Origin of the sequence: Shewanella phaeophyticola, from assembly GCF_025398315.1 — a bacterium.
GTDB lineage: Bacteria > Pseudomonadota > Gammaproteobacteria > Enterobacterales > Shewanellaceae > Shewanella > Shewanella phaeophyticola.
Genome location: NZ_JAODOQ010000001.1, coordinates 3,041,065 through 3,065,807, shown reverse-complemented (window position 1 = coordinate 3,065,807; position 24,743 = coordinate 3,041,065). Strand labels below are relative to the sequence as shown.

14 protein-coding genes, 2 tRNA genes and 7 pseudogenes are annotated in these 24,743 nt (G+C 42.7%); 20 read left to right on the top strand and 3 right to left on the bottom strand.

Annotation, left to right across the window (positions count from 1 at the left end; all coding sequences use genetic code 11):
* The first annotated feature begins 121 nt into the window (after positions 1 to 121).
* From greA to secF, 4 genes and pseudogenes are all read left to right on the top strand, one after another.
* The gene (gene greA / locus N4T56_RS14185; protein ID WP_188917245.1) at positions 122 to 598 is read left to right on the top strand and encodes a transcription elongation factor GreA; all 477 of its coding nucleotides are present in this window, start codon (positions 122 to 124) and stop codon (positions 596 to 598) included.
* A gap of 215 nt (positions 599 to 813) precedes the next feature.
* The gene (locus tag N4T56_RS14180) at positions 814 to 1,200 is read left to right on the top strand and encodes a hypothetical protein (RefSeq protein ID WP_261733667.1); all 387 of its coding nucleotides are present in this window, start codon (positions 814 to 816) and stop codon (positions 1,198 to 1,200) included.
* A 300-nt stretch (positions 1,201 to 1,500) separates the two neighbouring features.
* Positions 1,501 to 3,326: pseudogene (gene secD / locus N4T56_RS14175) on the top strand (protein translocase subunit SecD).
* Positions 3,327 to 3,330: 4 nt separating this feature from the next.
* Positions 3,331 to 4,254 (top strand): annotated as a pseudogene (gene secF / locus N4T56_RS14170) (protein translocase subunit SecF).
* 68 nt (positions 4,255 to 4,322) lie between these two features.
* On the opposite strand, the gene yhbY reads toward secF, so the two are convergent.
* The gene (gene yhbY, locus N4T56_RS14165) at positions 4,323 to 4,622 is read right to left on the bottom strand and encodes a ribosome assembly RNA-binding protein YhbY (protein ID WP_188917254.1); all 300 of its coding nucleotides are present in this window, start codon (positions 4,620 to 4,622) and stop codon (positions 4,323 to 4,325) included.
* 90 nt (positions 4,623 to 4,712) lie between these two features.
* On the opposite strand from yhbY, the gene rlmE reads away from it, so the two are divergent.
* The 15 genes and pseudogenes from rlmE to N4T56_RS14090 all read left to right on the top strand — a co-directional run bounded on the left by rlmE (position 4,713) and on the right by N4T56_RS14090 (position 19,248).
* Positions 4,713 to 5,342 carry a 23S rRNA (uridine(2552)-2'-O)-methyltransferase RlmE gene (rlmE, locus tag N4T56_RS14160; RefSeq protein WP_261733666.1) on the top strand — a complete coding sequence of 210 codons (630 nt, stop codon included), beginning with the start codon at positions 4,713 to 4,715 and terminating at the stop codon, positions 5,340 to 5,342.
* Positions 5,343 to 5,387: 45 nt separating this feature from the next.
* A pseudogene (ftsH, locus tag N4T56_RS14155) lies at positions 5,388 to 7,338 on the top strand (ATP-dependent zinc metalloprotease FtsH).
* A gap of 69 nt (positions 7,339 to 7,407) precedes the next feature.
* Positions 7,408 to 8,241: a dihydropteroate synthase gene (folP, locus tag N4T56_RS14150; protein ID WP_390904063.1), complete on the top strand. Its 834-nt coding sequence runs from the start codon at positions 7,408 to 7,410 to the stop codon at positions 8,239 to 8,241.
* 78 nt (positions 8,242 to 8,319) lie between these two features.
* Positions 8,320 to 9,657 (top strand): phosphoglucosamine mutase, encoded by a 1,338-nt coding sequence (glmM, locus tag N4T56_RS14145; RefSeq protein WP_261733665.1) that lies wholly within the window; start codon positions 8,320 to 8,322, stop codon positions 9,655 to 9,657.
* Positions 9,658 to 9,795: 138 nt separating this feature from the next.
* A pseudogene (tpiA, locus tag N4T56_RS14140) lies at positions 9,796 to 10,579 on the top strand (triose-phosphate isomerase).
* Between the two features lie 4 nt (positions 10,580 to 10,583).
* Positions 10,584 to 10,919, top strand: a complete 336-nt coding sequence (secG, locus tag N4T56_RS14135; protein WP_188917266.1) for a preprotein translocase subunit SecG — start codon at positions 10,584 to 10,586, stop codon at positions 10,917 to 10,919.
* Positions 10,920 to 10,932: 13 nt separating this feature from the next.
* Positions 10,933 to 11,019: transfer RNA gene (locus N4T56_RS14130), tRNA-Leu, on the top strand.
* An 82-nt stretch (positions 11,020 to 11,101) separates the two neighbouring features.
* Positions 11,102 to 11,177 (top strand) — tRNA-Met (locus tag N4T56_RS14125).
* A 170-nt stretch (positions 11,178 to 11,347) separates the two neighbouring features.
* Positions 11,348 to 11,803, top strand: coding sequence for a ribosome maturation factor RimP (gene rimP / locus N4T56_RS14120; protein ID WP_188917268.1), 456 nt, complete (start codon positions 11,348 to 11,350; stop codon positions 11,801 to 11,803).
* Between the two features lie 31 nt (positions 11,804 to 11,834).
* A pseudogene (gene nusA, locus N4T56_RS14115) lies at positions 11,835 to 13,335 on the top strand (transcription termination factor NusA).
* A 25-nt stretch (positions 13,336 to 13,360) separates the two neighbouring features.
* A pseudogene (infB, locus tag N4T56_RS14110) lies at positions 13,361 to 16,014 on the top strand (translation initiation factor IF-2).
* A gap of 65 nt (positions 16,015 to 16,079) precedes the next feature.
* Positions 16,080 to 16,511, top strand: coding sequence for a 30S ribosome-binding factor RbfA (rbfA, locus tag N4T56_RS14105; protein ID WP_188917274.1), 432 nt, complete (start codon positions 16,080 to 16,082; stop codon positions 16,509 to 16,511).
* Complete coding sequence (truB, locus tag N4T56_RS14100; protein WP_261733664.1) at positions 16,511 to 17,464, top strand: tRNA pseudouridine(55) synthase TruB; 954 nt, start codon at positions 16,511 to 16,513, stop codon at positions 17,462 to 17,464. Before rbfA ends, truB begins: the two co-directional genes overlap by 1 nt.
* A 127-nt stretch (positions 17,465 to 17,591) precedes the next feature.
* Positions 17,592 to 17,861: a 30S ribosomal protein S15 gene (gene rpsO, locus N4T56_RS14095; protein ID WP_188917278.1), complete on the top strand. Its 270-nt coding sequence runs from the start codon at positions 17,592 to 17,594 to the stop codon at positions 17,859 to 17,861.
* Between the two features lie 397 nt (positions 17,862 to 18,258).
* Positions 18,259 to 19,248: an IS110 family transposase gene (locus N4T56_RS14090; protein WP_261733663.1), complete on the top strand. Its 990-nt coding sequence runs from the start codon at positions 18,259 to 18,261 to the stop codon at positions 19,246 to 19,248.
* 332 nt (positions 19,249 to 19,580) lie between these two features.
* Here N4T56_RS14090 and N4T56_RS14085 read toward each other — a convergent pair whose 3' ends face one another.
* The gene (locus tag N4T56_RS14085; protein ID WP_261733662.1) at positions 19,581 to 19,751 is read right to left on the bottom strand and encodes a hypothetical protein; all 171 of its coding nucleotides are present in this window, start codon (positions 19,749 to 19,751) and stop codon (positions 19,581 to 19,583) included.
* A gap of 387 nt (positions 19,752 to 20,138) precedes the next feature.
* Positions 20,139 to 22,174 (bottom strand): annotated as a pseudogene (locus N4T56_RS14080) (putative bifunctional diguanylate cyclase/phosphodiesterase).
* A gap of 397 nt (positions 22,175 to 22,571) precedes the next feature.
* Between N4T56_RS14080 and pnp the strand changes: the two are divergent.
* The gene (gene pnp, locus N4T56_RS14075; protein ID WP_261733661.1) at positions 22,572 to 24,668 is read left to right on the top strand and encodes a polyribonucleotide nucleotidyltransferase; all 2,097 of its coding nucleotides are present in this window, start codon (positions 22,572 to 22,574) and stop codon (positions 24,666 to 24,668) included.
* The last annotated feature ends 75 nt before the right edge of the window (positions 24,669 to 24,743 follow it).

Here is a 24,743-nt window from a genome sequence, read left to right as displayed (position 1 = left end):
CATCGAAGAGATGCATCCCAAAGACGCAGCCAAACTCGATTGCGTATTTCCAATAGAATTTTCACTGTGTTGGCATTAGCTAACACGGGATGCTTTTGTTTTTAAAGGAGACAAAGACATTATGAGTAAGGTTCCAATGACAGTGGTTGGTGCGGATCAACTACGTAAAGAATTAGAGATTTTAAAGTTTGATCGCCGCCCTAAAATTACTGAAGCCATTGCATCAGCACGTGAATTAGGTGATTTAAAAGAAAATGCTGAATATCACGCAGCCCGCGAAGAACAAGGCATTTGTGAAGCGCGTATCCGTGATATTGAAGGTAAGCTTTCAAATGCACAAATTATCGACGTAACGACAATGGAAAACACTGGTCGAGTTATTTTTGGCACCACAGTGACCATTTTAAATGTCGATACCGATGCTGAAATGACTTACCGCATCGTGGGTGACGATGAAGCTGATATTAAACAAAATTTGATTTCAGTGAACTCACCTATTGCTCGCGGTTTGATTGGTAAAAGTGAAGGCGATGAAGTGTCTATCACTACTCCAGGTGGGTTAACAGATTACGACATCGTGTCTGTCGAGTACATTTAAGCCGTTATTTGGTTTGGATGATGAGATATCGTTAAAGTCATAATGAAAAAGCATTTACCTTTTAAGGTAAGTGCTTTTTTTATAAGCAAGATGTAAAAGATTTAATTTGCCTGTTAACAATAGTGCCGATACTATCTTAAATAATGCTTGATTAGGGCTCTTACTTAGGGCTATTGGCTTAATTAAGGTCAATTGATATAGGTTATAAGGCTATTATGACGTTTCCTTGGGTGCGTATCGTATTAATGCTGGTTATTGTAGGGTTGAGTTCATTCTTCCTGATCAATAGTCGTGTATTAATTTTACCGTCATCGCACTCTAGCGCCCCACAGCTAAGCTCTATAAGTTCACCTGCTTGTACAGCCCCCTTTAGTTGCGAGCCGAAAAAACTAAATCAATCTACTGATGTCACTCAGATAAGCTCAGCAGCAGTGATTAATATTGATGCCTCGCGACTTGGCTATGTTGGAAAGAACAACCTTAACCCTGATATCACTCCCGTAACCGACCAAACGACATTCACTATGTGCCAACTTATTCGGCTCGTTATATTAATCTTGCTCAGCATCAAGCCGATGACGTTAACCCCAATTATGAATTAGCTTATGAGTTTGTTTCTCCGCCGATCCCAAGCTTGGAAATTGGCTATCAAATTAACTTCAGTCCGCAATTAGACTGGGTGTTATCTTCGGCATCGGGTCCTTCTCGAATTTCCGCCTGGAAAGAATCGAATCAACTCTTCGTGCTCGCTCATACCTGCTAGAACCCCTTTCTTTGACTACAAATTTCATTAGCTAGGCTAATGGGTTTCATTGCGAACAGACAATAGCCTTATGCTATTTATCGTTTGCTATGCGTTTTTTATCGTGACGATTTGTCACGGTGTAGTGAGAGCAAGTGTTATGACATCAATATCGAAAAATAAACCGTTAAATAAACAACTTAACAAATACGCTCAGTGGAAATACTGGGTGCTAATCGTGACTTTAATCATCCTGTGCTTAAGTGCTTTGCCGTCTTGGTATGGCGAAGATGCTGCGGTGCAATTATCGAGCAAAACACCTAAAAGCTTATCGTCAGAACAAGTGTACCAAGTGTTAAGTCAAGCCGGGATTAATACCAAGCGAATTGATCAACAGATGCAAAACACCTTGGTGGTGTTACAACAAGCTGATCAACAAACTCTGGCTAAAAACATTTTGTCAGAATCATTTGCCGATCGCGCACAAGTGACGTTGGCATTAGCGCCAGCGGCTCCAAATTGGTTATTAAATATGGGCTTTGAACCCATCAAGTTAGGTTTGGATTTACGTGGAGGTGTACAATTTTTACTTGATGTCGACCTAGATTTAGTATTTAAAAATCAATCGACTATGGTTAGTGACTCGGTAAAGCAATTTGTACGTAAGGAACACATTAACGCAGTGTTGGTACGCCAAGGTGATGCCGCAGAAGTGACGATTGAGACAGCGCAAACAGATGCGAAAGGGCAGATAAGGCAGTTTATTGCCGAGCAATACCCCTTGTGGCAAGTCTCTGGGCACCAAGACATGTTGGTTGTTTCATTGAATGAAAGTGAGCAAGTAAAGCTGACTAACCTTACTGTGCAACAAAACTTACAAATTATGCGTAGCCGAATTGAAGAGCTAGGCATTACCGAAGCTTTGGTGCAACGCCAGGGTGAAAACCGTATTCGCATTGAACTACCTGGAGTGCAAGATCCTGCCAGCGCAAAAAAAGTCATTGGCGCCACTGCGAGCTTAGCGTTTTATCCGGTACTAGAAACGGGTTCAGTTAATGCCATGGTGCTTAAGGATGAACAAGGTCAACCGGTTTATGTTGCTCGAAACCCTGTGTTAAGTGGCGAGCATATTGTTGATGCTCGTGCTGCGATTGGTGATTTTGGCATGTCAAAAGTCAATATTAGTTTAGATGCCACTGGCGGTAAGTTAATGTCTGAGTTTTCTCGTGACAATATTGGCAACCCCATGGCAACCGCATACAGCGAGTACAGCCGAAATGATAAAGGGCAAGCTCAGCAGCTCACTAAAATTATCAGTGTTGCGACGATTCAAAGCCAACTAGGCAACAAATTTGAGATTACGGGGGCAGGTTCACATCAAGAGGCGCAACAACTTGCTTTGTTGCTTAGAGCGGGATCGATGACCGCTCCTGTAACCATAGTAGAAGAGCGAACCATTGGAGCCAAGTTTAGGAGCCGAAAACATTGTAAATGGCTTTGCCGCATTGGCATTAGGCATGGCGATCACCTTGTTATTTATGGCTTGTTGGTATCGCCGCTTAGGGTGGGTGGCTAACGTTGCCTTGTTGGCTAACATGGTGATGTTGTTTGGTTTGCTGGGGTTAATTCCTGGCGCGGTTTTGACGCTACCAGGTATCGCGGGGTTAGTGCTTACTGTCGGTATGGCGGTTGATACTAACGTACTTATTTTTGAACGTATTAAAGATAAATTAGCTGAAGGGCGCAGTTTTGCTAGTGCCATTGATGTGGGTTTTGACAGCGCTTTTTCAACCATTATCGACGCTAACTTTACCACAATGATCACTGCAGTAGTGTTGTTTTCAATTGGCAATGAAGCCTATTCAAGGGTTTGCATTAACCCTTGGTTTGGGGTTGTTAACCAGTATGTTTACCGGCATTTTTGCTTCTCGAGCAATCATTAATTTAGTGTATGGGCGTGACACTCGTCGCGCGATTAAGGTGTAATCACATGAACAATAATCAACAGAAACAATCAGCAAACAAGTTACAACATTTCACTCAATGGCGTTATGCATCAAGTATTATCTCAATCGTGTTGATGCTGTTGTCATTAACCATTATTGGCGTAAAGGGGTTTAATTAGAGCCTAGATTTTACCGGTGGCGTGGTGACCGAGATTCAAATAAATAAGCGTATTACCGCCAGTGAAATTCAACCACTAATGACCGCCGCCTATCAACAAGAAGTGAGTGTCATTTCAGCCAGTGAGCCAGGGCGCTGGGTGTTACGCTATGCCAATATCCCTGATGAAAACAAGCGCCCTGAGTTACAGCAAGTCTTAGCGCCTTTAGCGTCAGAGCTGACGGTACTCAATAGCAGCATAGTGGGGCCGCAAGTGGGCAAAGAACTCATTGAGCAAGGTAGTTTAGCGTTGTTAGTGTCAATGCTCTGTATTATGGGTTATTTAAGTTACCGGTTTGAATGGCGTCTTGCATCTGGAGCCTTATTTGCGCTAGTACACGATGTTGTATTTGTATTAGCCTTTTTTGCCTTAAGCCAAATGGAATTTAACTTAACAGTATTGGCTGCCATTTTAGCTATTTTGGGTTATTCGCTGAATGATTCCATTATTATTGCCGATAGAATTCGTGAACAACTCATCGCAAAATCGCAATGGAGTACATCTGATATTAATAATTTGGCGGTTCAAACTACTTTTTCTCGCACTATGGTGACATCAGGGACGACATTGTTAACTGTGGTTGCGTTATGGATGATGGGTGGTTCACCACTTGAGGGGTTTTCGATTGCAATGTTTATTGGGATTCTAACTGGGACTTGGTCATCGATTTCTGTAGGGGCGACACTACCTGAGTTTTTAGGGCTTAAAGCAGAGCATTATATTGTTGAACCTTTACCTGATACCCCTTAGACATATTTAGTTAATCTTTATTTATGAAAAAGCCGCTGAAATCAGCGGCTTTTTCATTGAACATTGTGTTACTTTGCTTTTGGCAAGGCAATCTTCATTTCAGGTGAATGACGGAAGATAACGAGTACATGACCAATAAGTTGCACTTTCGCAGACTGGGTTTCACGTACAATGGCGTCAACGATGGCATTTTTAAGCTCTCTGTCTGCAGAGGCTACTTTCACTTTAATCAATTCATGATGAGTAAGAGCGCTATCAATTTCAGCCAGAACACCTTCAGTCAGTCCGTTGCCACCAAGCAGCACCACTGGCTTTAGACTGTGCGCCAGACCTTTTAAATGCTGTTTTTGTTTGGTTGTTAAGTTCATTTGTACCAACTTTTGCTGAGTTACTGTTGAAAAACCGGTATTCTACCCTTATATAAGGCTTATGTAACTCTGAATCGTTGCGGAATTTAAATGGTAACCAAAAAACGTACTGCGAGTTCTGCTCGTTGGATGCAAGAACACTTTGATGATCACTATGTGAAGTTGGCGCAAAAGCGCGGACTTCGTTCACGTGCGGCATTTAAGTTAGAAGAACTTCAGCAAAAAGATAGTTTAATTAAAACCGGCATGACGGTTGTTGATTTAGGTGCTGCTCCTGGTGGCTGGTCACAAGTTGCGGTGAAATTAGCAGGTGAAAAAGGTAAAGTTATCGCGTGTGATATTTTACCGATGAATCCTATTGTTGGTGTTGATTTTCTGCAAGGTGATTTTAGAGAAGACAAAGTATTACAAGCATTGCTTGACCGAGTAGGGCAAGATAAAGTGGATGTGGTACTATCAGATATGGCACCGAATATGAGTGGTTCGGATGCTGTAGACCAACCTAGAGCTATGTATTTAGTGGAATTAGCACTAGATATGTGTCATCAAGTGTTGGCGCCTAATGGCTGTTTTGCTGTTAAGGTCTTTCAGGGGGAGGGCTTTGACGAGTACATGAAAACTGTCAAAGAGGCATTCAAAGTAGTAAAAACCCGTAAACCAGACTCCTCTAGAGCTCGCTCTCGAGAAGTCTATCTAGTGGCGACTGGTTACAAGTTGTAGTAGTCTAACGTTAATAATCGCAGGACTGTTAAGAGGTCTAGTAATTTGAGTGACATGGCAAAAAATTTAATACTCTGGGTTGTCATCGCTGTTGTGTTGATGTCAGTGTTTCAGGGTTATTCCCCCTCTTCTTCGAATTCGCAGAAGATGGATTATTCCGCCTTTTTGGACAATGTTCGAAATGGTCAAATCAACACGGTCGAAGTTAAAAGCGACCAAAGAACGATTGAAGGTACCAAGCGTACCGGCGAGAAGTTCACCACAATCATGCCTATGTATGATCAAGATTTAATTAACGATCTTGACCGTAAGGGCATCACCATGAAGGCCAAGAAGCAGAAGAGTCTAGCTTCCTAACCCAAATCTTTATTTCATGGTTCCCTATGTTACTGCTGATTGGTGTATGGATATTTTTCATGCGACAAATGCAAGGCGGTGGTGGTAAGGGCGCAATGTCGTTTGGTAAGAGTAAAGCTAAACTGATGAGCGAAGATCAAATCAAAACGACATTTGCCGACGTTGCGGGTTGTGATGAAGCTAAAGAAGAAGTAAAAGAACTAGTTGATTACTTACGTGATCCAACTAAGTTCCAAAAATTAGGCGGCCGTATTCCTACGGGCGTGTTAATGGTAGAGGCCTCCTGGTACGGGTAAAACCTTGCTTGCTAAAGCGATTGCTGGCGAGTCAAAAGTGCCTTTCTTTACTATTTCTGGTTCAGATTTTGTTGAAATGTTTGTTGGTGTTGGTGCATCTCGTGTGCGTGACATGTTTGAACAAGCTAAAAAGTCAGCGCCTTGTATTATCTTTATTGACGAAATTGACGCAGTCGGTCGCCAACGTGGTGCCGGTGTTGGTGGTGGTCATGATGAGCGTGAACAGACATTAAACCAGATGTTGGTTGAAATGGATGGCTTTGAAGGTAACGAAGGTATTATCGTTATTGCAGCAACCAACCGTCCTGACGTATTGGACTCTGCACTACTTCGTCCTGGTCGTTTTGACCGTCAAGTGGTTGTAGGCTTACCTGATGTACGTGGTCGTGAACAGATTTTAAAAGTGCACATGCGTAAAGTGCCACTATCTGACGATGTTAAAGCCAGTGTTATTGCTCGTGGTACTCCTGGGTTCTCTGGTGCTGATTTAGCCAACTTGGTTAACGAAGCCGCACTTTTTGCTGCACGTGGCAATCGCCGTGTTGTTGGCATGGAAGAGTTTGAGCGCGCTAAAGACAAAATCATGATGGGTGCTGAGCGCCGTTCTATGGTGATGTCTGAGTCTGAAAAAGAAATGACCGCTTACCATGAAGCAGGTCATGCAATTGTAGGATGTTTAGTTCCTGAGCATGATCCTGTGCACAAGGTGACCATTATCCCTCGCGGCCGTGCGTTGGGTGTGACCTTCTTCTTACCTGAAGCTGATGCCATTAGCCAAAGTCGTCGCAAGCTAGAGTCACAAATCTCAGTCGCTTATGGCGGACGCTTAGCTGAAGAGCTAATTTATGGTAGTGATAAAGTCTCTACCGGTGCTTCTCAAGACATCAAATACGCGACATCGATTGCGCGTAATATGGTGACTCAATGGGGTTTTTCAGACAAGTTAGGGGCTATTATTGTATGCAGAAGAAGAAAACGAAGTTTTCTTAGGACGCAGTATGGGTAAATCGAAAGCAATGTCGGGTGACACTGCATCGCTTATTGATTCTGAAATCAAAATGTTCATCGATAAAAACTATCAACGCGCGCAAACTATGTTGACTGAAAACATGGATATTTTACACGCGATGAAAGAGGCTTTGATGAAATACGAAACGATTGATTCATTGCAGATTGAAGATTTAATGAATCGTCGTGAAGTACGTATGCCAGCCGATTGGCAAAAAGATGATTCTTCTGATGACCAAGGTGGTGGAAATAGCGCGCCTAAAGTTGAAGAAGAAAAGCCTGAAGAAGCACCAAAGGCAGATATTAATGATGCAGATGAATCACCTGCTAAATAAATATACACGCTAATAAAGAAAACCCCGAAAGGGGTTTTCTTGTTTTTAATCTTATTGTAGGACATCCCAGTGTTTCAATTTACTCATGCCAATAAAACCCTCGATTTATCAACACCTGTTGTTATGGGTATTGTCAATGTCACACCCGATTCATTTTCTGATGGTGGTGCTTATACTGATCTTGAACAAGCTTGTCGACATGTTGACCATATGGTTGAGCAAGGTGCGCTAGTGATTGATGTGGGCGGTGAATCGACTCGCCCTGGTGCTGCTGAAGTTTCTGTGGCTGAGGAACTTGCACGAGTGCTGCCAATTATTGAATATACGGCTAAAACACATGATGTGTGGATTTCAATTGATACCAGTAAACCTGAAGTAATGGAAGCCGCGGTTAATGCTGGTGCTAACTTAATTAACGATGTAAGAGCATTGCAAGCACCGGGTGCGTTAGCCATGGCTGCATCGCTTGATGTGCCTATTTGCTTAATGCATATGCAAGGTGAACCGCAAACAATGCAAGATGCACCAGAGTATGCTGATGTTGTTGACGAGGTGGCGGCTTTTTTTGAATTAAGAATTGCTTATTGTGAAGCTGCGGGTATTGATCGTGAACGTTTGATCCTTGATCCAGGCTTTGGCTTTGGTAAAACTTTAGCGCATAATTATCGACTACTAGCCATGTTGCCGACATTACATGAATTTCATTTACCCGTACTTGTTGGTTTATCACGTAAAAGCATGATAGGTCATTTGCTCGGGCGCGATACTGACCAACGCCTAGCCGGTAGTCTTGCTGGTGCACTAATTGCTGCACAACAAGGTGCGCAGATTATTCGAGTTCATGATGTTGCTGAAACAGTCGATGCGCTTAAAGTGATGTCTGCCACCATGGAACAGCTATAAATGAATGTTTGAGTCCATACCATTCATATAAAAACATAATAATATTAATCACAAAGTGAATCGCTTAAGTGGGGACATGTGAAACAAAGACAATTTTTTGGTACCGATGGTATTCGCGGTAAAGTTGGGGCTGGCAAGATGACCCCAGAACTGGCGTTAAAGCTAGGTTGGGCGGCAGGGCGAGTATTGTCTCGCAGTGGCACTCAAAAAGTCATTATTGGTAAAGATACGCGGATTTCTGGGTACTTATTTGAGTCAGCGTTAGAAGCTGGGCTATCAGCTGCAGGTTTAAATGTGTTACTACTTGGTGCAATGCCTACACCCGCTGTGGCGTATTTAACTCGAACTTTTAGAGCAGAAGCTGGGGTTGTTATCAGTGCATCGCATAACCCTTACTACGATAATGGTATTAAGTTTTTCTCAACCGATGGTAGCAAACTCGATGACGCCATTGAGCTTGAAATCGAAGCCGAACTTGAAAAGCCATTAGTGTGTGTCGAATCGCACCTATTAGGTAAAGCACGTCGAATTGATGATGCTGCGGGTCGTTACATTGAATATTGTAAAGGTAACTTTCCGGCTGATCAGACCCTCGAAGGCTTAAAAATTGTTGTCGATTGTGCCCATGGCGCAACTTACCATATTGCCCCGAATGTATTTCGCGAATTAGGCGCTGATGTTGTCGCAATTGGTGATAAACCTGATGGTTTAAATATTAACGACAAAGTCGGTGCCACCTCAATGGCCAAAATTTGTGAAACTGTATTAGCTGAAAAAGCCGATTTAGGTATTGCCCTTGATGGTGACGGCGATCGCATAATGATGGTAAATAATCGTGGTGAAGTGATAGACGGCGATCAAATACTGTATATTTTAGCGGTAGATGCGCAAAAACGTGGTATTTTAAAAGGCGGTGTTGTGGGTACCCTTATGTCAAATTTAGGGTTAGACTTAGCACTGCAAGCACTTGATATTCCATTTGTTCGTTCAAAAGTGGGTGATCGATATGTCATGGAAATGCTTAAACAGCATGATTGGCGTATTGGTGGTGAAAACTCTGGTCACATACTCAATCTCGATCATGGTACAACCGGTGACGGTATTGTTGCTGGTATTTTAGTGCTCGCAGCAATGCGAAGACAACAAGCATCGCTTGAGCAACTGACTGAAGCCATGAAAATGTTACCGCAAGTGTTGGTCAATGTTCGCTTTGAAGGAACGACTAACCCACTTGATACCAATGCGGTTAAAGCTGCACAAACTGATGTTGAAATGCAATTAGGCGCCCGAGGTCGAGTATTACTGCGTAAATCGGGTACTGAACCGTTAATCCGTGTAATGGTAGAAGGTGATGACCATTCACAAGTGTTAGCGCATGCAAATCGCATCGCAGAGGCTGTAAAAGCAGCATGTTAATTATTTGAATATTCAGTAACGTAGTTGCGCGCTCAAAAAGTAGACGCTTCGACAAGTAAACTGAAATATTCCCCTTTTACCTATTGTAACTTGATAAGTGGTTCGCTATTATTCACGCCGCTTTCAGAGGAGACCGTGATGGCACTCAGACGTCCTATGGTAGCTGGCAACTGGAAAATGAATGGTAATTCAGCATTAGCTGAAGAGTTATTCAAGAAATTTGCTACTAAGCTCCAAAATGATTCAGCTGAAGTGGTTTTATGCCCACCTTTAATTTATCTTGAAAGTGTTAGGCAACTACTTGAAGCCAACAAGCAAACCTTAGATGGATCGCTTGTTAGAATGGGCGCGCAAAATCTTAGTCAACATGATTTTGGTGCGTACACCGGTGAGATTTCCGGGCAGATGCTAAAAGATTCAGGATGTCGATATGTAATTATCGGCCATTCCGAACGTCGCCGTATGTACGGAGAGACGAGTAATATTGTGGCAGAGAAATTTGCTGCAGCACAAAAAAATGGTCTTACACCAATACTGTGTGTTGGCGAATCTGGACACAGCTCGTGAAGCAAGACGCACCTTTGAGGTGATTGCTGAAGAGCTAGATATAGTAATTGAAAAAAACGGTACCATGGCTTTTGATAACGCAATTATCGCCTACGAACCTTTATGGGCAGTAGGAACCGGTAAAAGCGCTACACCAGAGCAGGCACAAGAAGTTCATGCGTTTATTCGCAGTCGCCTCTCTGAAGTGTCTCCATTTATTGGAGAGAACATCAGGATTCTTTACGGTGGTAGTGTTACCCCAAATAATGCGGCAGATATCTTTGCCCAACCCGATGTTGATGGTGGTCTGATTGGCGGTGCAAGTTTGAACTCAACTGAGTTTTTAAGTTTATGTACCATAGCGATGAGCGCGTAATAATATGTACGAAGTTCTTATAGTTGTATACTTGGTGGTTGCATTAGGTCTAGTAGGCTTAATTTTAATCCAACAAGGAAAGGGTGCCGATATGGGCGCATCTTTCGGAGCCGGTGCTTCAGGCACTTTATTTGGCTCAGGTGGTTCAGGTAACTTCCTGACCCGTTCGACTGCTGTTTTAGCGATTGCGTTTTTCGCACTAAGCTTAGTGATTGGTAACTTAAGTGCTAACCATACACAGCAGAACGATCAATGGAACGATTTAGGTTCAGCAGCAGAGCAAATCATTGATGAAGCGCCTGTGCAAACCGAACAGTCAGAAACTAAAATTCCTGACTAGTAAACCAGGTGTCGCCGAGGTGGTGGAATTGGTAGACGCGCAGCCTTGAGGTGGCTGTGTCCTAACGGACGTGCGGGTTCAAGTCCCGCTCTCGGCACCAAATTTTAACTAACAAACCAAGGATTGTGTTTGATTAGTTATTGCAAGATATGACGTAAATCAATATACTTGCATGCAGTTGACGCGGGGTGGAGCAGTTGGTAGCTCGTCGGGCTCATAACCCGAAGGTCGTCGGTTCAAGTCCGGCCCCCGCAACCAGCTCCTTGCGATTTATTTTCACCTTGAAATTAAATCGCAATTTACAGGTTCTATAATAAAATGACCTCGTGATTACGGGGTTTTTTGTTATATGGACTTTTAAATATCCGTGTTTTTGACGGATTGCTCTGGGGCTTTTAGCCCTTTTTTTGTTTTTTTGGGGGTCATTTTTGGCAACAATAGAATCCAAACTAGTTGAATTATTAACGGTTCCAGTTGAAGCTTCAGGCTTTCAGCTGTGGGGTGTTGAATATGTTCAGGCTGGTCGTCATTCAATTCTTCGTGTGTTTATTGATCACGAGAATGGCATCAACATTGAAGATTGTGCCGAGGCTAGTCGTCAAGTCAGTGCAGTTATGGATGTTGAAGACCCCATTTCTACAGAATACACATTAGAAGTTTCTTCACCTGGGGTAGATAGACCGCTATTTACTGCAGCGCAGTATGCCGCTTATATCGGTGAAGATGCGAAAGTACAGTTGACTATGCCTGTTGCGGGTAGTCGAAATTTAAAAGGCGTCATCACTAGTGTTGATGGGCAAATGCTCACCATCAAAGTTGATGGTAAAGACTTGATTGTTGCTTTGGATAACATCCGTAAAGGCAACATTATCGCTAAGTTTTGATAGTTTCAGGTGAAGAACGAGGCAAGACCAAATGAATAAAGAGATCCTGCTAGTCGCAGAAGCGGTTTCCAATGAGAAAGGCGTTCCGCGCGAGAAAATTTTTGAAGCGCTAGAAATCGCATTAGCTACTGCTACCAAGAAAAAATACGAAGGTGATATTGAAGTTCGTGTTGCGATTGATCGTAAAACCGGTCACTACGACACGTTCCGTCGTTGGATGGTTGTTGATGACCAGGGTGAAGCATTAGAAAACCCATACAGCGAAATCACGCTTGAAGCTGCACGTTTTGAAGAGCCTGGTATTGAAGTTGGTGAGTTTATTGAAGATCAAATCGACTCAGTTGCTTTTGACCGTATTACCACGCAAACCGCTAAGCAAGTTATCGTACAAAAAGTACGTGAAGCTGAGCGTGCTCAAATCGTAGAACAATTTATTGAACGCGAAGGCGAAATCGTCACGGGTGTTGTTAAGAAAAGCACCCGCAGAAAGCGTGGTTGTTGATTTAGGTAATAACGCTGATGGCGTATTATTTAAAGAAGACTTAATCAGCCGTGAATCATTCCGCCCTGGTGACCGTGTGCGTGCATTATTGTACTCAGTACGTCCAGAAGCACGTGGTGCGCAGTTATTTTTAACACGCAGTAAGCCTGATATGTTAATCGAGCTTTTCCGTGTTGAAGTACCTGAAATTTACGACGAAATGATTGAAGTGATGGGTGCTGCACGTGACCCAGGTGCTCGTGCTAAGATTGCGGTTAAATCAAATGACCGCCGCATTGACCCAATTGGTGCGTGTGTTGGTATGCGTGGTGCACGTGTTCAGGCAGTGTCAAACGAATTAGGTGGCGAACGTGTTGATATCGTGATGTGGGATGATAATCCTGCTCAATATGTGATCAATGCCATGGCGCCAGCCGACGTTGCGTCTATTATTGTGGACGAAGACAACCACTCTATGGACATTGCAGTTGAAGCAGACAGTTTAGCTCAAGCAATTGGTCGTAACGGCCAAAACGTACGTTTAGCCACTCAACTAACAGGTTGGGAACTTAACGTAATGACAGTAGAAGACATGAACAAGAAACACCAAGCCGAAAGCGCTAAGGTGATTGATTTGTTTGTTGCTTCGCTAGATGTAGATACAGATTTTGCAAGCGTATTAGCCGATGAAGGCTTTACTTCACTCGAAGAAATTGCTTATGTGCCAGAATCTGAACTACTCGCAATAGAAGGCTTTGACGAAGGAATCGTCGCGGCATTACGTGAACGTGCAAAAGCGGCTATCTCTACAAGAGCATTAGCCACTGAAGAAGCGTTAGATGGTGCAGAGCCAAGTGATGATTTATTAGCATTGGAAGGATTAGAAAGACATTTAGCTTATGTTCTAGCGAGCAAAGGTGTAGTGACTTTAGAAGACTTGGCCGAGCAAGGTATTGACGATTTAATTGATATTGAAGAATTAACAGAAGAAAAAGCAGGTGAGCTTATTATGGCTGCCCGCAACATCTGTTGGTTTGGCGAAGAAGCATAAGTCGATCAACAGGGGGATTTAATTGATGGCAGATACAAGTGTAGAAAAATTAGCAGCAGAAGTGGGAAAGCCGGTTGATCGACTAATCGAGCAGTTCTCAGATGCTGGTATTAAAAAGCAACAAAATGACACCGTTTCAGAGCAAGAAAAGCAACAGCTTTTAGATTATCTGAAAAAACAGCACGGTGCAGATTCTGCGCCGACCAAAATGACGCTTCAGCGTAAAACTGTGTCAACATTAAGTGTTGCCAGTACTGGCGGTCAGTCTAAAGACGTGAAAGTTGAAGTCCGTAAAAAACGTACTTTTGTTAAGCGTGATGATGCTGAATTAGCAAAACAAGCCGAGTTAGAAGCCAAAGCGAAAGCAGAAGCCGAAGCCGAAGCCGAAGCTAAGGCAAAAGCGGATGCTGAAGCAAAAGCAGCGGCTGAAGCTAAAGCCAAAGCAGAAGCGAAGAAAAAAGCAGAAGCAGAAGCCAAAGTGAAATCAGAAAAACCGAAAGCAGAGCCTAAAGCGCCTAAAGCAGCTGATCCAGAAACGGCAGCTGCAAAAGCAGAAGCTGAGCGTTTAAAAGCGACCCAAGAAGCGGTATTGACCGAAAAGCAGAAAGAAGAAGCAGCTCAAGCGGCAGAAAAAGCCCGTAAACTAGCTGAAGAAAACTCGAAGCGTTGGGCTGAAGAAGAACGTCAACGTTTAGATGCTGAAAAGAACAGCGATCACCACATCACAACGTCTAAAGTTGCTCGTGCAGCAGAAGACAGCTCAGATGCTGATGATGAAAAACGTGGTCGTCGTGCGCGCAACAAAAACAACAATAAGAAACGTGGTGGTAAAGACTCACGAGACGGTCGCGAAAGACATATGCGTAACCGCAGCACAGCACCGCAATCAATGGCTCATGGTTTTAACAAGCCTGCAGCAGCTGTGTCTCGCGATGTTCGCATTGGTGAAACCGTAACCGTATCTGAACTTGCTCATTTAATGGCGATTAAAGCCACTGAAATCATCAAACAGATGATGAAAATGGGTTCAATGGTAACGATTAACCAAGTACTTGACCAAGAAACTGCCCAAATGGTTGCAGAAGAAATGGCGCATAAAGTGGTATTAATTCGTGAAAACGAATTAGAACACCAAGTACTGCAAGACCGTGATGATAACGTTATTTTAGAATCACGTGCGCCAGTTGTAACTATTATGGGTCACGTTGACCATGGTAAAACGTCACTACTAGACTACATCCGTCGCGCTAAAGTAGCCGATGGCGAAGCCGGTGGTATTACCCAGCACATTGGTGCATACCACGTTGAAACTGACAATGGCATGATCACCTTCCTTGATACCCCTGGTCACGCTGCGTTTACCTCAATGCGTGCTCGTGGTGCTAAGGCTACCGATATTGTTATTTTGGTTGTTGCTGCAGATGACGGCGTAATGCCACAAACCATCGAAGCGATCCAACATGCTAAAGCCGGTAACGTGCCATTAATCGTTGCGGTTAACAAAATGGATAAGCCAGAAGCGGATCCTGATCGTGTTAAGAGCGAACTTTCTCAGCATGGTGTTATGTCTGAAGATTGGGGTGGAGACAACATGTTTGTCCACTTGTCAGCCAAAACAGGTGACGGTGTTGATGAGCTGTTAGAAGGCATCTTATTACAAGCTGAAGTATTAGAGCTTAAAGCTGTTCGCGATACGATGGCTGCTGGTGTGGTGATTGAATCACAGCTTGATAAAGGCCGTGACTGCAGTCGCGACCATTCTTGTTCAGGAAGGTACTTTACGCCAAGGCGATATCGTTTTATGTGGTTTAGAGTACGGCAAAATCCGTGCGATGAAAGACGAAAACGGTAGAGCTATTACTGAAGCAGGATTCATCTATTCCGGTTGAGATTTTAGGTCTTTCTGGTGTGCCGTCAGCTGGTGATGAAGCGACTGTTGTACGTGATGAACGTAAAGCACGTGAAGTTGCACTATATCGTCAAGGTAAGTTCCGTGATGTTAAGTTAGCTCGTCAGCAGAAGTCTAAGCTAGAAAACATGTTTGCCAACATGGAAGAAGGCGAAGTACAAGAGCTGAACATTGTACTTAAAGCGGACGTTCAAGGCTCACTAGAAGCAATTTGTGATTCATTAACTAAACTGTCTACAGACGAAGTTAAAGTGAACATCATTGCTCGCGGTGTGGGTGCATTAACCGAAACTGACGCAACGCTTGCAGCAGCATCAAATGCTATTCTTGTTGGTTTTAACGTTCGTGCTGATGCACAAGCGCGTAAGACCATTGAAGCAGAAAGTGTTGACCTACGTTATTACAGCATCATCTATAATCTAATCGATGAAGTACGTGCTGCAATGACAGGTATGTTAGCGCCTGAGTTCAAACAAGAGATTATTGGTCTTGCTGAAGTTCGTGACGTGTTTAAGTCGCCTAAACTGGGTGCTATTGCTGGTTGTATGGTTACCGAAGGTCTAGTTAAGCGCAGCGCGCCAATCCGTGTACTACGTGAAAACGTGGTTATCTTCGAAGGTGAACTTGAATCATTACGTCGCTTTAAAGACGATGCACAAGAAGTCCGTAACGGTATGGAATGTGGTATCGGCGTGAAGAACTACAATGACGTTCGTGTAGGAGACCAGATTGAGGTCTTCGAAACAGTCGAGATAGCTCGCACCTTATAAGAACCAAAAAAGGGCGGCATTAGCCGCCCTTTTTGATTGTATACCCAACGTTATGGCATATCATCATGGCAAAAGAATTTAGTCGTACCCGCCGTATCGCCCAACAACTCCAGCAAGAACTTGCAATGGTGTTACAGCGCGATATGAAAGATCCACGTATAGGCTTTGTTACCGTAAACGACGTAGACGTTTCACGTGACTTAAGCTATGCGAAAGTATTTGTGACCTTCTTTGAAGAAGATAACGAACTTGTTCAACAAAAAGTTGATGCGTTAAGCGCTGCAGCACCTTATATACGCACGTTAGTGGCTGGGCGTATGAAATTACGTGTTATGCCTGAACTGCGCTTTGTTTATGACAGTTCATTAGTGGAAGGTATGCGAATGTCTAACCTAGTCACTCAAGTCATTAATAAAGATAAAGCCAAGCAACAACAATTTGATCCACAGGCACCAGAAAGCAGCGAGTCTGTTGACGGTGACAAGGAGCAAGATTAATGGCTCGTCGCCCTAAAGGTCGCTTCATCGACGGTATCGTGTTACTCGATAAAGATACTGGCATGAGTTCTAATTTTGCTTTGCAACGGGTTAAGCGCATCTTTAACGCGAATAAAGCCGGACATACAGGTGCGCTCGATCCATTAGCCACTGGGATGTTACCGATTTGCTTAGGCGAGGCGACTAAGTTTTCTCAGCATTTATTAGATGCTGATAAACGTTACCTTGTTACAGCAAAACTGGGTGAGCGCACTGACACCAGTGACTCAGACGGTGAAGTAGTGCAAACGCGTCCAGTTGAATTTACTCAGGATCTTCTAGATGAAAAACTTGAGTTTTTTCGTGGCACGACCCAACAAATTCCGTCAATGTATTCTGCGTTAAAATACCAAGGTCAACCTTTGTATAAATATGCGCGCGAAGGCATTGAGGTACCGCGTGAATCGCGTCCTATAACGGTTTTTGAGCTTAATTTTATCAAGCTTGAGGGTGACGAATTAACCTTAGATATTCACTGTTCTAAAGGTACTTACATTCGCACAATCATTGATGACCTAGGTGAAATGCTTGGCTGCGGTGCTCATGTGATTATGCTACGCCGTACTCAAGTTGCAGATTATCCCTATGAGAAAATGGTCAGTTTGGCAGAGCTAGAAACATTATTGGCTCAGGCTCAAGAGCAAGAGATTGCGCCTAAAACCTTACTTGATCCTTTGTTGTTGCCTATGGATACAGCCGTGGCTAATTTCCCTGAAATTAACCTGCCTGATGCCATGCTCTATTACGTTATGCAAGGCCAAGCGATTCAAGCCGCGGGTTTAAAACCAGATTGTTTAGTTCGGATTACGATAGGTGATGAACGCAAGTTTGTTGGTATCGGTATCATGAATGACGACGGTTTATTAGCGCCTAAGCGTCTTATCGTTATGCATGAAAATGAACAGCAATCATAACGGTACAAATAGTTCGTTTTTTTGCGTTTTTTTATTGCGGTTGCAGGTTAATCTCGTTATTATACCGCGCTCGCTCTGGCTGAGTTAGTGATCGGCTAGAGATACATTTACTTTTTTGGAGATACACATGTCACTAAGTGCTGAAGCAAAAGCAAAAATTTTAGCTGAGTTTGGTCGCGGCGAAAACGATTCAGGTTCAACTGAAGTTCAAGTAGCTTTGTTAACTGCTCAAATTAACCACCTTCAAGGTCACTTTAAAGAGCACATCCATGATCACCACTCACGTCGTGGTCTATTACGCATGGTTAGCGCTCGTCGTAAGCTTACTGCTTACTTAAAGCGTACTGATGCAGCTCGTTATGCTGATCTAATCAAGAAGTTAGGTTTACGTCGTTAATTCGATGTGTTGCTTAGTCTAACTAGGCGGCAAACCGTAAAAAAGGAGGCTTATGGCCTCCTTTTTTATTACCTAAAATCTCATACCAGTCCACATTATATTTACTTTTTAGCATGCGGTATTGCAGCCTTATGAGGGCGTGGTGCACACGACAACCGCTCCTGCGTTGTTTTTCCTCCAGCATCCATGCAGTCGTATGATAAGAAAGGCCAACACGATAAATTCGCCCTTCTGCTCTATGTCATAAAAGCCATTACGGCATCAAATAATGCCAATCAGCACAAGAATGATCACTTATTTATCCTGATTAATGGAATGAATCCTCTCTACCAAATCGGCTTCAAATGAGCCATATTGATTGATGAAAAAGCAACCAACAACAGTAAGAGAGGTCTCTATGACAAGCGTAACAGTCGGTTTAGATACAACCAAATCTATTTTTCATGTTGTAGAGAAAAATATCTCTGGTCGAATACTAAAAAAGGTCAAGCTCCCTAGAAGTAAATTGGTCGCTTACTTCGCCAATAAGGAGACTTGTACCATTGCCATCGAAGCTTGCGGTGCTTGCCACTATTGGAGTCGGGTTTTTAGCCAACTCGGACATTCGGTCATGATAATTGCACCTCAATATGTTGCGCAGCATCGTATTGGCAACAAAAATGATTTCAATGATGCACAAGCACTTGCCGATGTCGCTCAACGCGAAGATGTGAGAATCGTTCCGGCAAAGAGTATTGAGCAACAAGATGCGCAACTGTTACACCGAGTAAGAGAGCGATATGTGAAGCAAAGAACGGCGCTAGGCAATCAAATCAGAGGTTTATTGGCTGAGTATGGTGTCGTTATCCCCAGAGGGATTTCTTGTCTAAAAAAGGCCTTACCTTTTGCCTTAGAAGACTCAGAGAATGAGCTGAGTTCTCTTGTTCGAATGATGCTCGATGAGGTGATGAACGAGCTCATCACCTGGGATGAAAAAATAAAAAACATCGATAAGCTTTTTGTTAAGCAGGCTCGAGATAATGAACAGTGTCAAAGTCTTCAAACCATGACAGGGATTGGTGCATTGATTTCGAGTATTCTTTGGGTGGCACTTGGAGACGGTAAAAATTTTAAAAATGGCCGTCATTTTGCTGCTTGGTGTGGTCTAGTCCCAAAACAGCACTCTACGGGTGATAAAGCTCGCTTATTAGGAATAAGTAAACGAGGAAATGCCTACTTACGAACTCAGCTCATTAATGGCGCGAGAAGCGCTTTGAAGCATGCCAAAAATAAAGATGACAGATTAAGTGTTTGGGCTGTCAACTTAGAAGCTAGAGCCGGATTCAACAAAGCCTGTGTAGCGCTCGCTAATAAGATGGCGAGAATGGCTTGGAGCCATGGTCATTAAGCAAGAAAAATACAAAGTACAAGCTGTCTAACTAGCGTTAAATCACAATTACAATAGAGGTACCTTTTCACCAAATTGCTAAAGAAACAATATGATGATTGAAGGCTCATAGCCACCTAGTTCAAATTAGTTTATACCAAAGGCTCATTGAAGCCGTCACGATTGATATGATAACTAGGTGCGGATATCCATCATGGCGGGTAAATCTGATACCCAAAGCCGAATATATGGGAGCAATTGAGTATCAGAAATTGTCGTTATTGTCTCTTGCAATAAGAGAGGGTCCATATATGGTATAACTATGATGTAGATGACAACACCTACAGTTATTCTCATTGTATTGGGTCGAGTGATGTAGCCTTAAATGGATCATATTCTAATCCACCTGAGCTCTGGCTAATAAACGCTTTCCAACCGTCCTTTATCTTGCTAACTGCGTCAATTCGCCTTGTTAGCATAGATAATGACAAGCGTGAAAGTGGGGTGGTGATTTTAAATGGCACAAGTTCATCCCTTATTCCGTGTTCAGGTTAATCAGGATAGGTAAAAGACTTATTTATTAAAGTCTCAGGTTGTAACCATTATGATTTTGAAATTAAATGTGTGATACCAATCCCACTCATTATCTAGTCATTCAGCGGGAGTTCTGTGTCTTCTAGGCAAGTAATAGGCTCGAAAGCATAGTTGCTCTACCTAGTCGTACCTCAAAATGCTATTAAGCAGTATAGAAGGCACAGAAACCCGCCTTGCAGGAGACATTCAGACGGTCCATTTTGTGTTGCATTGCCTTAAAAGGGAATAACGATTCTTGCAACAGTGCACCTCAAACTGAACAGTCTGAGTGACTCTAGTGGTCACATAATTAATGGAAATGGTATGACTTGCTTCGTCTATATGTGCAGAATCTCGGCCGTTTTCGCTGAAATAAACTGTTGCTCAAACTCTTCTAACGGTAATGGCTCACTAAAAAAGAAACCCTGACCGATCACACAGTTATTGTTTTTGAGCCACTGTAGTTGTTCATCGTTTTCAATACCTTCAGCCACAATAGATAAGTCTAATTGTTGCCCGAGCATTAAAATAGTAGATGCTATCGCACTGTCTTTTGGCAAGTCGCTCACAAAGGCTCTGTCGATTTTCATGGTAGTAATCGGTAAGTGGCGTAAATATGATAACGAAGAATAACCCGTACCAAAATCGTCAACGGCGATACCAAATCCGGCTGTTTTAAGTTGTTCAAGTTTAATTATGGCTTGTTCTACATCGTTCATTAATGACGTTTCAGTAATTTCAACCTCGAGTAATTCAGGGCTAATTTGGTAACGAATAGCCAATTGCTTAATATCAGGAACTAAACTTGCGTCAGCAAACTGTTGTGATGCGACATTCACAGCTATGGGAATGGCATAATTGTATTTACGTTGCCATTCGCGGATAACTTTACAACTTTGCTCAATTACCCAACGTCCGATAGGTATAATAATGCCTGTTTCTTCGGCTACGGGGATAAACGACATTGGGCTTATCAAACGGCCATCTTTTTGCCAACGTATTAACGCTTCACAGCCAACCACTTTGTGAGTATTCAAATCAAACTTAGGTTGAAAATATAGTAAAAACTCATTGTTTTTTAAGGCATCGTGTAATGAGGCTTCTGTGCGAAGTCTCACTGCTGCACGCTCGGTCATTTGTTGCTTAAAAAAGGACCATTGGTTTGAACCCGCAGCTTTAGCACTGTACATCGCAATGTCAGCGTGGCGGATCAAATCTTCTGCGGTATCACCATCGTCCGGGTATATCGATATGCCAATTGATGCTGCTGGGTGGATTGCATGTTCGTTCAATTGTATTGGTGCATTTAATTGAATTAATAATTTATCGACGAAGTCGGCGGCTTGAGCAGGGGTTTGGGTTTCATCGGCCAAAATCACAAACTCATCACCACCAAGGCGCGCCACACTGCCTCTATCGCCAACAACACGTTCTAATATGCGTGCAATACGGCCAAAAACTGATCGCCTAGAGCATGCCCCAGCGAGTCATTAACGTTTTTGAAGCGGTCTAAATCGATAAATAATAAGCTGAAGTTACGATTGTGCACCCGTGATCGTTGAATGGTGACATTTAAGGTTTCGAGCAATAAGGTGCGATTAGGCAAACCGGTAAGCGGGTCTCGGGTAGCCATTTTGCGTAATTTGTTTTGGGTTTGGCTAAACTGCAATAATATTTGGTTGAACTTACTGGTGACCAAGCCTAATTCATCATCTTTATGAGCTGGCGCCATGGGTAGCAAATTCTCATCCGGTGAATCTGGATCAATCTTGTCAATTGCCTCACTGATTTGGGCTATCGGTTGGGTCAAAAAGCGATGAAACACTACGGTCAATACTAATGTGAGTAGTAATGCTCTGGCTAAGGTGGCAATTAATCCAAGTTGAAGCTGACCAAACAGTTTGTTGGTCAATTTTTGAGTATCGTAAAAAATAGTTAAGGTGCCAATAAGCTGTTGTTGTTGATTGCTTTCAAAGTAAAAAGGGCGATACAAAGGTCGCGAGGTTTCTTTTAAATCGCCAAATAATCTTTGGCTTAAACTCTCATACGCGCCCAATGATTTACTGGCTTGATTAGCTGTAGAGACAAACCGCGATCCATCATCAAGTTCAATCACTGCAGAGCCTACATTATCGACTTTTATGATCCCCTGTAACGTTTGACTAGCGAGTTTGTCATCGAGTGACCAAACCGCATTGGTGGTGGTTTGCTCAACAGAGTTGAGTAACTCTTGCTGTGCATCAGCTAATTGATTTTTGGTTGAGATAACTTGAATGGCGATTTCGACAATAAAAATGGCAATTGCAAAAAACAAAGCGGTAAATACCACTAAGTTTGTCTGCTTCCATGTTAAGGACTTGAAACTGGCGTTCATTTAGGATTCCATGTCGCGTAAGTGACTAATTTATTTTATTTAATTTGCGCTGCTTAGAATGCTGTAAACACAAATGAGATTAAGTTATCGTATCGTCCATTTTATAATCGACTGTATCCTTTACCTGAAATAATGGATGCTCGCTATTGTACTAACTTTAGTCAAATTGGCCACTGTTGTCATTAACAATGTCGCTAAAACCTGCGTTGGAATAACTTATTCGTAACAAATATTGAACTATCTATAACAAATCGATGCTTAATGTAATGTTCTGCTGTAGGAAAATGATTATTTTAAAAATTTTTCATTCTGTATATCGCGTCTATTTAACTATTCAAAGTATTTGAAGTATACTTGTGCGCGTAATTAAAGGTCATTAAATTAAGGAATGGGTCAAGTGAATCCAATTGTAAAGAGTTTTGAGTATGGTCAACATACCGTCACCTTAGAAACAGGTGTCATTGCACGTCAGGCAAATGCTGCAGTTTTAGCAAGCATGGGCGATACCACAGTATTAGTTACCGTAGTGGGTAAAAAAGAAGCCGATTTAAGCCGCGACTTTTTCCCGTTAACCGTTAACTATCAAGAAAAAACATACGCAGCAGGTAAGATCCCTGGTGGTTTTTTCAAGCGTGAAGGTCGTCCATCAGAAGATGAAACTCTGATTGCCCGTCTTATCGACCGTCCAATTCGTCCTTTATTCCCTAACGGTTTTAAAAACGAAGTTCAAGTTATCATCACTGTGGTTTCTGTCGATCCACAAATTGAGCCTGATATTATTTCAATGATTGGTACCTCAGCTGCGTTAGCAATTTCAGGTATTCCTTTCAATGGTCCTCTTGGTGCTGCTCGTGTTGGTTATATTAATAACGAATACGTTCTTAACCCGAGTGTAGAGCAACTTGCTACTAGTGACTTAAACCTAGTTGTTGCGGGTACTCAAGCTGCAGTATTAATGGTTGAATCTGAAGCTAAGTCACTTGCTGAAGAAATCATGTTAGGCGCTGTGACTTACGGTCACGACCAACAACAAGTTGTTGTTAACGCTATTAGCGAATTTAAAGCTGAAGCGGGTAAGCCAACATGGGATTGGTCTGCTCCAGTTCAAGATCAAGACTTAGTGGCTAAAATCAAAGATCTTGCTGAAGCAGGATTGACTGAAGCTTATCAAATTGAAGTTAAACAAGACCGTTATGTTCAAGTCGGTGTTGTTAAAGCTGCGGCAAAAGCAGCACTAGTTGCTGAGAATGCTGATGTTGATTTACGCGAAGTAGACAACTTGTTAGGTAGCTTAGAAAAGAAAGTGGTTCGTGGTCGTATTATTAGTGGCAAGCCACGTATCGACGGTCGTGAACCAGACATGATCCGTGCTCTTAACGTACTTGCAGGTGTTTTACCTCGTACACACGGTAGCGCATTATTTACTCGTGGTGAGACTCAGGCATTAGTTACCTGTACTCTGGGTACAGAACGTGATGCACAGAAAATTGACAGCATCATGGGTGAGCGTACTAACCGCTTTATGCTTCATTATAACTTCCCTCCGTATTCTGTTGGTGAAACCGGTATGGTTGGCTCGCCTAAGCGCCGCGAAATCGGTCATGGTAAGTTAGCATGGCGTGGTATGAATGCTGTTATGCCTTCAGCTGAAGAATTTCCATACAGTGTTCGTGTCGTATCTGAAATTACTGAATCAAACGGTTCAAGCTCTATGGCTTCTGTTTGTGGTACATCGTTAGCATTAATGGATGCGGGTGTTCCAATTAAGTCATCTGTTGCTGGTATTGCGATGGGCTTAGTGAAAGAAGGTGACGATTTCGTTGTACTTTCTGACATCTTAGGTGATGAAGATCACTTAGGTGATATGGACTTTAAAGTCGCCGGTACTCGTGATGGTATCACTGCATTGCAGATGGATATCAAGATTGAGGGTATCACGAAAGAAATCATGGATATCGCATTACAACAGGCATATGGCGCTCGCGTTCATATCTTAAATGTAATGGACCAAGCGATTGGTTCTCACCGTGATGATATTTCTGATCACGCGCCACGCATTACGACTATCAAGATTAATCCTGAAAAAATTCGTGATGTTATCGGTAAAGGTGGTGCGGTTATTCGTGCTCTTACTGAAGAAACTGGCACTACGATTGAACTTGATGACGATGGTACAGTCAAAATTGCATCGTCTAACGGTGAAGCGACTAAAGAAGCGATTCGTCGTATTGAAGAAATCACTGCTGAAGTTGAAGTGAGTCGTATTTACAATGGTAAAGTTATCCGTATCGTTGATTTCGGTGCGTTTGTTAACATCCTTCCAGGTAAAGACGGTTTAGTACACATCTCGCAAATTAGTGATGAGCGTGTAGCTAATGTGTCAGATCACCTACAAATGAACCAAGAAGTTGCTGTTAAAGTAATGGAAGTGGATCGTCAAGGTCGCGTAAGATTGTCAATTAAAGAAGCTCAGACTAAGGAAACTGCTGAGTAATTTAATTTAGCGTGTTAAGCGACTTAAAAAGGAGATCATATGATCTCCTTTTTTTATGTTTATTAAAAATAATCT